Origin of the sequence: Pyxidicoccus fallax, assembly GCF_012933655.1 — a bacterium.
Taxonomy (GTDB): Bacteria; Myxococcota; Myxococcia; order Myxococcales; family Myxococcaceae; genus Myxococcus; species Myxococcus fallax.
The window spans coordinates 19571-30721 of the sequence record NZ_JABBJJ010000138.1 but is presented as its reverse complement, the minus strand read 5'-3'; the positions used below and the strand labels follow the sequence as shown (position 1 = coordinate 30721).

9 protein-coding genes are annotated in these 11151 nt (G+C 69.6%); 1 reads left to right on the top strand and 8 read right to left on the bottom strand.

The window, feature by feature from the left end; all coding sequences use genetic code 11:
• Nucleotides 1–1823: condensation domain-containing protein (locus HG543_RS26975; RefSeq protein WP_246357321.1), on the top strand; the 1823-nt coding region annotated here is incomplete at its 5' end.
• A gap of 162 nt (nt 1824–1985) precedes the next feature.
• Here the strand turns inward: HG543_RS26975 and HG543_RS26970 are convergent.
• The 8 genes from HG543_RS26970 to HG543_RS26935 form a co-directional block, all read right to left on the bottom strand.
• Complete coding sequence (locus tag HG543_RS26970; RefSeq protein ID WP_246357320.1) at nt 1986–2741, bottom strand: SDR family NAD(P)-dependent oxidoreductase; 756 nt, start codon at nt 2739–2741, stop codon at nt 1986–1988.
• A 30-nt stretch (nt 2742–2771) separates the two neighbouring features.
• On the bottom strand, nt 2772–3965 hold the full coding sequence (locus HG543_RS26965; RefSeq protein ID WP_169347742.1) for a LuxR C-terminal-related transcriptional regulator: 1194 nt from the start codon (nt 3963–3965) through the stop codon (nt 2772–2774).
• Between the two features lie 350 nt (nt 3966–4315).
• Nucleotides 4316–5623 carry an iron-containing redox enzyme family protein gene (locus HG543_RS26960; RefSeq protein ID WP_169347741.1) on the bottom strand — a complete coding sequence of 436 codons (1308 nt, stop codon included), beginning with the start codon at nt 5621–5623 and terminating at the stop codon, nt 4316–4318.
• Nucleotides 5624–5711: 88 nt separating this feature from the next.
• The gene (locus HG543_RS26955; protein ID WP_169347740.1) at nt 5712–6848 is read right to left on the bottom strand and encodes a DUF2817 domain-containing protein; all 1137 of its coding nucleotides are present in this window, start codon (nt 6846–6848) and stop codon (nt 5712–5714) included.
• Complete coding sequence (locus HG543_RS26950; protein ID WP_169347739.1) at nt 6845–7630, bottom strand: SDR family NAD(P)-dependent oxidoreductase; 786 nt, start codon at nt 7628–7630, stop codon at nt 6845–6847. Before HG543_RS26950 ends, HG543_RS26955 begins: the two co-directional genes overlap by 4 nt.
• Before the next feature lies 1 nt (nt 7631).
• Nucleotides 7632–8945, bottom strand: coding sequence for a DUF8614 domain-containing protein (locus HG543_RS26945; protein ID WP_246357319.1), 1314 nt, complete (start codon nt 8943–8945; stop codon nt 7632–7634).
• Between the two features lie 42 nt (nt 8946–8987).
• Nucleotides 8988–9821, bottom strand: a complete 834-nt coding sequence (locus HG543_RS26940) for a GNAT family N-acetyltransferase (protein WP_169347738.1) — start codon at nt 9819–9821, stop codon at nt 8988–8990.
• 39 nt (nt 9822–9860) lie between these two features.
• On the bottom strand, nt 9861–10973 hold the full coding sequence (locus tag HG543_RS26935) for a hypothetical protein (RefSeq protein WP_169347737.1): 1113 nt from the start codon (nt 10971–10973) through the stop codon (nt 9861–9863).
• Nucleotides 10974–11151: the final 178 nt, after the last annotated feature.

Here is an 11151-nt window from a genome sequence, read left to right as displayed (position 1 = left end):
GGCGCCAGCAGCTGCACGACGCCCCCACGCTGGCGCTCCCCACCGACAAGCCCCGCCCCACCTTCCAGAGCCACCGCGGCGCCGCCTTCTCCTTCTCCCTCTCCGCCTCGCTGACCGACTCGCTCACCCAGCTGGCCCACGAGTCCGGTGCCACCCTCTTCATGGTGCTGCTGGCGAGCTGGCAGGTGCTGCTGTCGCGCTACTCCGACCAGACGGACTTCTGCGTCGGCACGCCCATCGCCGGCCGCACGCGCAAGGAGACCGAGCCGCTCATCGGCTTCTTCGTCAATACGCTGGTGCTCCGCGCGCGCCTGGAAGGAGACCCCACCTTCACCCAGCTGCTGGCCCAGGTGAAGGACTCCGCCCTGGGCGCCTTCGCCCACCAGGACGTCCCCTTCGAGCAACTGGTGGATGAGCTGGGCGTGGTGCGGGACCTGAGCCGCTCCCCTCTCTTCCAGGTCGCCTTCGCTCTCCAGAACGCACCGATTCGTCCGCCGGCCCTCTCCGGCCTGCGCGTGGACGGCGTCGCCGCCCCCACCCAGACCTCCAAGTTCGACCTGTCGCTCACCCTGGTCGAGCACGCCGGTGCCCTGGAGGCCAGCTTCGAGTACTGCGTCGACCTCTTCGAGCCCGCCTCCATCCAGCGCCTGGCCAGCCACTTCGTCTCGCTGCTGGAGGGCATCGCCGCCAACCCCTTCCGCGCCCTGAGCCAGCTGCCTCCGGAAGCGCCCCTCCAGCTACCGCCACTCCGGCCCCAGCCGCTCACCGCCTCCGAGGCTCCTCCCTCCGAGTTCCTCGCACCACGCACTCCCGTGGAGCAGTCGCTCGCCGCCATCTGGTCCGAGGTGCTCGAGGTGCCCGCCCCCGGCGTGCATGACAGCTTCTTCCAGCTGGGCGGCTCCTCCCTCTCCTCCGTCCTCATGCTCGCTCGCGTGGAGGAGTCCTTCGGCACCGAGGTCCGCCTCGAGCGCTTCTTCCAGTCCCCCACCATCGCCTCGCTCGCCGCAGCCCTCCAGTCCGAGGCACCCCAGCAAATGGGAGCGGATTCAACACCCATGGAGGTGGCGGACTCGCCGCTCGTGCTCCTCCAGAAGGGAGGCTCACGGACGCCCATCTTCTGTGTCCACCCCATTGGCGGTGACGTGTTCTGCTACATCGAGCTGGCACGCCAGCTCGGCGACGAGCAGCCCTTTTATGGCCTGCGTGCCCGGGATTCCGGCGCGACAGGAGAGTCCGACACGTCACTCGAAGCCCTGGCCCGTGCCTACCTCGCCAGCATCCGTTCGGTGCAACCCGCCGGGCCCTACCGCCTCATGGGCTGGTCCATGGGCGGCAACATTGCCTTCGAGCTGGCCCGTCAGCTCGAGGCACAGGGCGAGGAGGTGGAGCTGCTCGCGCTCATCGACGCCTATGCGCGCCCCCTGGACCGGCTCGCTCCGAACACGGACCTGGGCGAGGTGGCGAAGGAGCTGCTCGCCTCCGAGCTGCAACAGCTCCCGGAGCACCTGGACCACCCGCGCATCGCCGCGCTCCACCAGCGGCTGGAGCGCCACCTGCGGCTCCTCTCCACCTACGAGCCCGGGACCTACGGCGGCGAGCTCGTCCTCCTCCAGGCCACGGATGTCGTCGACCCCTCCATCCAGGCGCACGACAATGGCTGGCACTCCCTCGTGAGCCAGGGCATCAAGGTCCACGGAATGCCGGGCAATCACTACACAATCCTGCGGCCACCGAACGTCCAGTGCCTGGTGGAGCAGCTTCGGGCCTACCTCCAGAAGCGCTCCCGGGAGAGCACCCCGGCCCTGAGTCGTTCCCAGACCTGAGGCGGGAATCCCGACGGGGCGGGTCTGGCGGGAGCCGGCTCACCGGCCAGCCCCCTCCCGGGTCTTGAAACGAATCACTTTCACCTCACCCCACGCCCCCATGCTGGGCGCATGAAAAAGCCCGCCTGGACGTGCCAGGCGGGCTTCGTGGACGCGGTGTCATCAAGCGGGCGCGGACTCCAGCATCCGGCCGCCGTCCACCGCGAGGATCTGCCCCGTGATGAAGGCGGGCCCGGTCAGGAAGAAGAGCACCGCCTCGGCGACGTCCGCGGGGACCCCGAAGCGCCGCTGCGGGATGCGCCTCTGGAGGGCCTCCCTCACCGTGGGTGCCATGGTCTCCGGCGGAAGGACGGTTCCCGGTGCCACGCCGTTGACCCGAATGGAGGGCGCCAGCTCCAAAGCCAGGCACCGCGTCAGATGCGTCAACGCGGCCTTGGTGATTCCATACGCCGAGTAGCCTCGCCAGGGCGCGAAGGCTCCCCCCACGTCGAGGATGTTGATGATGTCACCACCGCCTCGCGCCAGCATTCTCCGCGCCACCTGCTGGCTCAGCAGGTAGGGAGCCCGGACATTCAAGGCCCAGCAGGCCTCCATCGTGTCCGCGGTCGTCTCCACGAAGGGCGCGCGGTCGAAGCGCGCGGCGCTGTTGACGAGGATGGAGATGGCGCCCAGCTCCCGCTCCACCTCCTCGACGAGAGGCGCGATGGACTCGGCACGCGTCAGGTCCGCCTGGAAGGCCCGGGCCCGGCCCCCCATTCCGCGAAGGGTGGCCACGACGGACTCCGCGCCCTCCCGGGAGCCGTGGTGGTGGACCGCCACGGTCGCCCCGGCCCGCCCCAGCGACTCCGCCAGCTCCCGTCCCAGCCGAACCCCTCCGCCGGTGACCAGCGCCACCCTGCCCGTGAGTCCTTGCATCATCGCACTCCTGTCATCGCTCGCGGCCATTGCCTACGCTCCGTGCAGGCCCCAGAAGCTCGCCGTCAACATGCTCCGGTTCTCCGCGCCACACTTGCGGAGGATGTGAGACATGTGCAGCTCGACGGTGCTCTTCTGACAACCCAGCGCCACGGCAATCTCCTTGTTCGCCTGTCCCTGGACGACCAGTGCGAGCACATCCGTCTGCCGAGCCGTCAGTCCCCACAGGTTCCGCGCGGCGAGCAGCCTGTGATTGAAGACCTCGTCCCGGGTCCGAGACACCTCGGGCGCCGGCGCACGCTCCTCCTGCAGGCCCGCCAGACTGTCCGCGATGAACGGCAACAGCTCGTCCAGAAGGCTGGCCGCGCCCTCCTCGAGCTGCGGCTGCATGTGACACACCTCGATACGCCCCACCGTCCGCCCGCTCGTATCCAGCAGGAAGCAGCTGCGCCGCTTGCCCCGCTCCCACTCGCCGCTCGTGCACAGCAGCCGCATCCCCTCGCGTTCCCCGTACTCGTCCAAGACCCAGAGCTGCACCCCCGTGGCCCCCAGTTGCACGCGCACCAGCTCCACCACCAGCCGGGCCAGCTCCTCGGTCTGCGTGTATTGCGTGAACACCCGCGCCGCATGGATGACCTCGGCCCGGGAGGTGAGCCGCCCCAGCCGGACCGCGTCCGACTTCAGGCGCCCGCCGACGACGAAGGCACACCCCTCCTCGCCCTGCGTGAATGCATCCATGTGTTTCACTCCGTCCAGCTGCCACCCGAAGAGGTCGAGCGCGCCGCGCAGGTAGCCCGCCCCCCATTCACAGAGCGGCGGCTCGGTGGGCCACTCCCCCAGCCGCAGCAGCAGCTCCCCGCCCTTGCGCCCGGAGCTCCATCTCCCCATGTCGAACAGGCGCCTCCAGCACAGGTCCAGGTTCTGCACCGCGAAGGACGGCCGCAGACACAGAAACCATCGCTGGGGGCCCGACAGCTCCCGCTCCGCCGTGTAGCGCCCCATCTCGCTGATGACGAAGCGACTCCCACTTCCCGAGTATTCAGACGACACCCGCAGCAGATGCCGGAAGATGTCGACGTCGTACCAGCAGGCGGGAACCGGATTGAGTGCCCCTGCGCGGTCCGCTGCTGGAAGCGCCGCGACATGGGTCTGCCAGGTCTCAGAGCCGAACCGATCATGGACGAATTGTTTCAGGTGGAGCAGGACTGCTCCCTTGACGAGACCCATGGACATACTCCGCCGAGCAGAAGGCAACGACCCTCCAGCCCGACTCGCATTGGGTGGCGTGCCGGGCGAATGTGTCGTTGCGGTGTTGAAGGTGCCTGTCACCAGGCCCACGAGCATTCTGCCCGCGAAGAACCCGGATTCCATGAGACGGCGCGAGTGGCCGCGCGCCGCACCGGGTCGCGATGGGCGGCATCCAGGCCGCGCCCACGTCCGACGACAGGCCCACTCCCCGGCTCACCGGTGAAACGCTCCGAGTCCACGTCCCCCCTCTCCAGGCGGGAAGAGGGGGACGCGGACGCGAGTCCCCGCGGCATCGGCTGCCACGGCGCGCGCGGGGTCCTCCGAGGGAGTCAGGCCTTCCCGGTGCCCTGCTCCTGACGCAGCACCGTCTGCCCCAGGCTGTTCAGCAGGGGGAGGTTGGTGCCGGTGAGATAGACGGCCTTCTCGTCGCTCGCGACGTGCTGGTGCCAGTTCCAGGGCGGGACGTAGAGCGCGTCGCCCGCGCTCCACTCCACGCGGCGTCCTTCGATGAGCGTCCAGCCCGAGCCCTGGAGGATGTAGATGAGCGACTCGTAGGCGTGGCGGTGGTTGGACGTCGCCTGCCCGGGCGCCAGCTCTCCGATGCTGAAGCTCAAGGCCCGCGCGGGCAGCGACACCTCGTACACCGGGTGGCCACGCGAGCGGCTGAAGTCCTCCGCCGCGCCCTCGCGGCCCACCTGACGGTGCACCAGCGTCCCCAGCTCATGCTCCACCGGGCGCGGCTCCAGCGAGTCCCGGTTGCGGTGGGTGTCCACGAACCCCGCCGAGCCGCCGCCCGTGGCGCCGTCCGCCACCGGCCCCTGGGCGACCCGCAGGCGGGGCACCCGCGCCATCGACTGCGCCCGCCACAGCAGCGAATCATAGAAGGACGCACGCAGCGTCAGCGCCATGAGCGCGCCGGCGCGCAGCCGCGGCCGCTGCTCCAGGTCCTCCGCCAGCTCCTCGGCGATTTTCAGCAGCACCTCGCCGTGCTCATCATCGATTTTCTGGTGCAGGTCGAAGAAGACCCGGTCCCTCGGCGAGACATCCATGTACTTCTGGATGGCCTCGAGGATGGGCGTGTACACGATGCGGACGATGAGTTCGGTGCCGATGCCCATGGCCCCCACGGCGGCGGCCGGCCCCATGGAGGTGCAGCACTGGAGGAAGAGCTGGCTCCAGAGCACCGCCTCGTCGCAGAAGGGGTGCGCGCGCAGCCAGGCTTCGTCCATGCCCAGCGCGTCCAGGTAGCGGCGGTACAGCACCGGGTGGGGGACGTTCTCCACCCACTCCAGCTCGATGCCGTGCCTGCGCATCAGGTCCGCCTCGTCCGGACTCACGCCGTGCGCCTCCTCCAGCAGGTTGGCCAGCAGCACCTTGCGGTGCTCCGGTCCATCCAGCTGGGAGATGGTCGCCGTCAGGTACCGCTGGAAGTTCGTGCTGTATGCGAAGTACTGGTGCGCATAGTCGCGGAGCGCCCCCACCGGGTCCGGCAGCTGCCCGCTCGCGAGCGCCCGCAGGTAGGGGTGGTTCACCGCGCGGTGCGCATGGACCTCGCGCTCGAGGCCCTCGATGAACTCTCGAGCACTGGGCTCGGAGGAACGCGGGGCCGCCACTTCACTCGTGTGCTTTGAAATCATGTGGGTCCTGGATGAAACGGGTAGGTTGACGGGCCTCCGGCCAGCCGGGCTCTCTCGGGCCGGGGGGAAGACGAGACGGGGATTGGCCTCAGGCGACGGCGCGGGGCCGTGACGTAGGCACCCCCTCGGCGCGGCAGACGTCCGCCGCGCGCAGGAGCAGCTCCAGCCCCCGGTACACCACGGCCTCGCGCCAGCGGTGGCCGCGGGGCGCGAAGACCTCGCGCAGGGCGGCGGTCGCCAGCCTGCGCCCGAGCCCGTCCCGCTTCAGGAGCCAGGCCCGGTTCTCCGCGCGCAGCGCGAGCAGCACCAGGGCAATGGGGTAGGTGCCGAACTCCGCGATGAGGATGTCGTACGCGCGGGGCTTGAGTAGCTGGGCGCACCAGGGGCCCAGCGAGCCGCGCTTGCGGTAGGAGATGCCCCGCTCGGGCTCGCTCGGCTCGACCCGGCCCTCGCCGAAGCGGTGGGCGAACCAGCGCAGCTGGGGCGTCTCCCAGTCATGCTCCAGGATGAGCCGGTACCCGCCCCGCGCTCCCAGCCCGCTGTGGAGGTCCACGTGCAGCACCTCCTGGGCCTCGCCGACCCAGCCGCGCAGGTGGGCCTTCAGCAGCTCCCCCGTGAGAGACAGCCCGCGGCCGCCGAAGAAGAGCCCCGCGGGGTCCTCGTACTGTCCTCCCGCCACCGCGTCGCGCGTGGTGGCCTGCCCATGGCGCGTGAGGCAGCGCAGCAGGTTGACGGGGAAGAGGCCCCGCGCGGGCGTGGCGGCGGACAGGCCGAGCAGCCGCTGGATGTCCCAGTACGCCTCCGGCACGCCGCGGTACTCCTCCGAGTCCAGGAGGAAGTTGCGGTTGAGGTCCACGTTCCGCTCGTCCGTCCGCCGCTGCATGTGGAACCCGAACGGGTTGAGCGCATGGACGAACACCAGCCGCAAATCCCGCCCCAGCGAGGGGTCCACCGCCAGCCGCTCGAGGAAGGCGAGCTGCTGCGCGGACCCCATGAAGCCCTCCACGCCGTGCAGCCCGCTGGTGACGAGCAGCGCGCGCCGGGCGTCCCGCGCGCCGCCCACGGCCACGTCCACCGTGAGCTCCACGCCGGGCACGGACACGGGCACCGGGTGGCTTCGCACCTCGAGGCCCGCCCGCGCGCCCGCGGCGCGAAAGCGCTCCCGCGCGAGCGGGTACTCGCGCGAGAACAGCCCGGCGCCGCCTGGCTCGCCCCCGGCACTCACGTCCCGCCCTCACCGCTGACTCCCGCGCTCGCCAGCCCTCCGGCCAGCTCTCCTCCGTCGATGACGAGCGCCTGACCATGGATGTACCGGGCCCGGTCCGAGGCGAGGAAGAGGAAGAGGTCGGCGATCTCCTCCGGGCGCGCGTGGCGCTTGAGGGGAATCTTCGCGTTCACCTTCTCCAGCATCGCCGGCGTGTACTCACGCTCCTGCATGGGCGTCATCACGTAGCCCGGGCAGATGGCGTTGACGCGCACCTTGGGCGCCAGCTCGATGGCCAACGAGCGGGCCAGCTCGATGACGCCCGCCTTCGAGGCGTTGTACGACGCGTAGTAGGGGTAGCCGGCCAGCCCGTTGGTGGAGCCCATCAGCAGCAGGACGCCCCCGTCCGCGGCCATCATCCGCGCCGCCGCCTCGCGGGCGCAGAAGAAGACGCCGTCCAGGTTGACCGCCATCACCTTGCGCCACTCCTGCGGCGAGATGTCCAGGAAGGGGCGCCGCACGCTGATGCCGGCGTTGGCGATGAGCACGTCCACGCCGCCCAGCTCCCGGTCCACGCGCTGGAAGGCCGCCGCCAGGGACTCCGGCTCGGACACGTCCGTGGGGATGCCCCGGACCGACGGCCCCAGCTCCCGGACCACCTCCGCGAGCGCCGCCTCGTCACGGTCCAGGATGGCCACCCGGCTTCCCGCCCGGACGAAGGCCGCCGCGCTCACCCGCCCGATGCCACTGGCGCCGCCCGTGAGCACCACCCGCCTGCCCTGAAGATTGTCACCGCCCGTCATGTCAGCCCTCGTAGATGTACCGGATGTCATTGCCGAGCCTCGCCGCCTTGCGGATGAGCGGGTCCAGGTGGCTGTCGCGCGGCTCGGTGGCCAGGCCGTGCTGCTCGAGCAGCACGCGCGCCTCGTCCACGTCTCCGCCGAGCACCGCGCGCATCAGCCGCCGGGCGACCTCCGTCACGCCGCGCTCGAACTGCTCGGGCGTGACGAACAGCTCGCCGCGCTCCGCGTCCAGCGAGGCGAACCCCTTCTTCACCAGATACGAGACGACGATGTGGGACGCCTCGAAGTCGGGGTGGATGCCCTGGTAGCCGCGGCCCAGGAAGCGCAGCATCTCGGCGAGGTAGAAGCCCATGGGCGCCAGCGGCCGCGAGCCCTGACGCCACGGCCCCAGCAGCGCGAGGTAGCCCATCACGTCACACAGCGCCTCCTGGAGCGCGTACGAGCGGGCCGTGCCCAGCTCCTTCAGCCGGGCGAAGGCCGCGGAGCGGTGACGCCAGTAGTGCCCCACGTCATGCCCGCGAAACCAGGTGAGCGCCACCAGCGTGTCGACGACGTCCTCGTTCTCCAGCGGCAGGTTGGGGCAGAGCACGCGCAGCAGCGGCAGGCTGAGGCAGCGGATGCGCTCGAGGTAGATGTTGCGGAAGAGCACCGTCTTGCGCGGCTTGATCTTCCGGTGCCCCTCGTCCTCCGGGAGGAAGTAGGTGAAGTGCTTGGGGAAGCCATTGGCCTCGCCGCCGCACAGCACCAGCTCGCTGGCCGTGTAGCGGGGAATCTCCTGCAGCTCCAACCCCGCCAGGCCGAGCCGCTCCTCGTAGAAGCGCCGCAGCTCGTCCAGGCGCGCCTCGAGCGCCCGCATCTGCTGCGTCAGCCACGTGTTCTCCAGGGCCACGCAGGTGGAATGGAGGTAGGCGCTGCTGCGGCCCGGCCAGGTGACGAGCGGCCCGCAGAGCACCGTGAGCCGGTCGTTCTCCGCCCGCGCCAGCGCGGTGGCGGCCTCGAGCAGGTCGTTGCGCTGGAGCCCGTGCGCGCGCAGCCGCAACAGCTCCGCGATGTCGCTGTCGGGACAGGTGTCCGCCGCCAGCGACAGCACCCGCGCGGACTGCTCGTAGAGCTGCCGCGCGATGTCCGGCGAGCTCAGCGAGCCGTCGTTGCGCTGCAGCGAGCGGATGGTGTTCGCCAGCCGGGTCAGCTGCACGAGGTGATGCCAGCCCTGGGGCATGTACTGCTTCAGGGAAGCGAGGTTGAGGCCGATCTCCGGGATGTTCAGGCACCCGTCCGTCGCCCAGAAACTCCGCTCGACGTCGTCAATGTTCATGGGACTGTTTCCGAAGGTGGGAGAGGACCGCGGCCGCCCAGCTCAGGCGGCCTTCTTCCGGGACTCGCCCTGGCGCGAGTGACGCTTCTTCAGCACCGCGCCCAGCCGTCGCCGGGCGATGGACAGGAGCGTGCTGGGCCCGGACAGCTTCGCGAGCACCAGGAAGGCATCCACGGGGCGCAGGTGCTCGCGGAAGTAGCGGTTGATGTTCTCGTCGTCGCAGGTGGGCAGCTCGCCGTAGAGCGCGTCCAGGTTGTCGTACGCGCCCTTCACGCGCAGCGAGGACGGCTCGAACTTGTCGCTCTGCTTGAGCCACACGGACAGCTGACGCCCCATCTCCTGGACCCGGGGCGGCACCGACGCCGTGAGGCAGGGATGGGTATTCCGCTCGCCCGCCACCTTGTAGAAGGACTGGTAGACGACCGGGTTCTCCGTGCGCATGGAGACGTAGACACCCCACGGCCCGGAGCGCAGCATCTCCCATGCCAGGAACTGGCTGAACAACCCGGTCATGATGCCGGTGTTCTGCAGCTCCGGCAGCACGCCCGTCGAGTCCAGGTACAGGCACGCCCGGCCGGCCAGCTTCAGCCGGTGATAGCCGGTCCACCCCACGATGCGGTCATCCGCGCTGTGGATGAAGTAGAAGCGGGAGATCCTGTCCAGGAAGCCGTCGCGCGAGCGGTCCCGCCAGTAGGGCGTCATGTCCGCGCCGAAGGCGAGCGTGGACACCTCGCGCAGCGCTCCGTAGATGGCTTCCTTGTGCGCCGCTCCCAGGCTGGCGGGAGGGGACCAGCACGCGCTGCGGTAGCCACGCGGCAGCGCGCGGAGGGTCGGTTTGACATCGAAGCTGCGAACGAGCGTCGAGAACGAGGTCATGGCTTCTGTCCTGGGCGACGTGGGGTGGCGCGGGGGCCTTCAGTGCGCGGCCTTGATGTCCGCCGTGGCCGGCGCCATGGCCGCCGGACCGGGGACCAGCGAGGGCCTCAGCCCGAAGAAGACGGTGGACGCCGTGAAGTGCCCCAGCCACAGCATGGTCATCCACATCGGGAAGAAGATGTAGAGCAGCGGCAGCGTGCCCTGCGTCGCGAAGCACAGCCCGGTCCAGGTGAGCAGCGACACGGCGCTCATCAGCGCGGTGTTCGTGGCGAGCATCGTCAGCAGCCGGGGGTAGCCCAGCTCCAGCGCGCCGCCGCGCGCCGCGTGAATCATCCCCACCACCGCGCCACCCACCAGCGCGACGGCGAAGGCGGACACCCAGGAGCGGACCAGCTCCTCCGTCACGAGGCTCGTGGGGCCCAGCCCCTTCCAGAAGAGCGTGCCCATCAGCAGCCCCATGACCAGGCCCGGCAGGTTGTGGCCCAGCCGCGACCAGTGCCACGGCTTCGGGAACGACATGTCCTTCGCCCCACCCGGAGCACGGAGGATGGGCGGCAGCAGCAGCCCCGTCACCCGCTGGTAGTCACGGTAGACGTCCTTCACGAGGAACAGCAGCCGCCGGTCATAGAGCACCGTGCCGATGATGTTGGCGATGTTCGCCACGACCGCCAGCAGCAGCATGCTCGCCGTCATCCGCGGGAAGGCGAAGAACATGGGGAAGAAGGCGGTGTGGACCGGGAAGCGCAGCCAGCGGCGCGTGCCCACCTTCCACATCTCCATCGGCGGCGGCTTCGCGTTGTGCAGCCGCGCCAGCACGGCGGACGAGCCGAAGGCCAGCCCACAGTCGTACTCGAAGAGGTGGATCTGGAAGTACCAGACCCACGAGGCCACCAGCACCCCTCCGGCGACCCAGTACCACACCCCCTGCAGGTCCCAGATGACGATGGGGACCTCCCGCCAGAGGATGCAAGCCATCAACAGATATGAGACATTGATGAAGGACTGGACTCCCCGCCAGGCGATTGGATCGATGCCCGTCACCCGCTGGATGACGTTCTTCAAACGCACCATGGCGATGATGGAATGCTGCACGCCGAAACCGACAATGAGCGCGAAGTCGATCAATAGATCCAACGCGTAACTGGAGTACATGAGCACCTCCCTGGAGGTATCAGTGAGACAAGCCCCGTGCGTTCCGGGTCTTTGAGCCAGGACGGCCCCGAAATGCAGGCCGGGTTTCCTGCTTTGCGTGAGCCTTCTACTGAACAACTCCCAGGCCGTACATACAGGCAAGCCCGATATAGATATTCATGTATGGGGTTCACCCCAG

Excerpts from the sequence above, each read along its gene's own strand:
- HG543_RS26970 (WP_246357320.1), bottom strand. The coding sequence starts at position 2,741 with ATGATGCAAGGACTCACGGGCAGGGTGGCGCTGGTCACCGGCGGAGGG.
- HG543_RS26965 (WP_169347742.1), bottom strand. The coding sequence starts at position 3,965 with ATGGGTCTCGTCAAGGGAGCAGTCCTGCTCCACCTGAAACAATTCGTC.
- HG543_RS26960 (WP_169347741.1), bottom strand. The coding sequence starts at position 5,623 with ATGATTTCAAAGCACACGAGTGAAGTGGCGGCCCCGCGTTCCTCCGAG.
- HG543_RS26950 (WP_169347739.1), bottom strand. The coding sequence starts at position 7,630 with ATGACGGGCGGTGACAATCTTCAGGGCAGGCGGGTGGTGCTCACGGGC.
- HG543_RS26945 (WP_246357319.1), bottom strand. The coding sequence starts at position 8,945 with ATGAACATTGACGACGTCGAGCGGAGTTTCTGGGCGACGGACGGGTGC.
- HG543_RS26940 (WP_169347738.1), bottom strand. The coding sequence starts at position 9,821 with ATGACCTCGTTCTCGACGCTCGTTCGCAGCTTCGATGTCAAACCGACC.
- HG543_RS26935 (WP_169347737.1), bottom strand. The coding sequence starts at position 10,973 with ATGTACTCCAGTTACGCGTTGGATCTATTGATCGACTTCGCGCTCATT.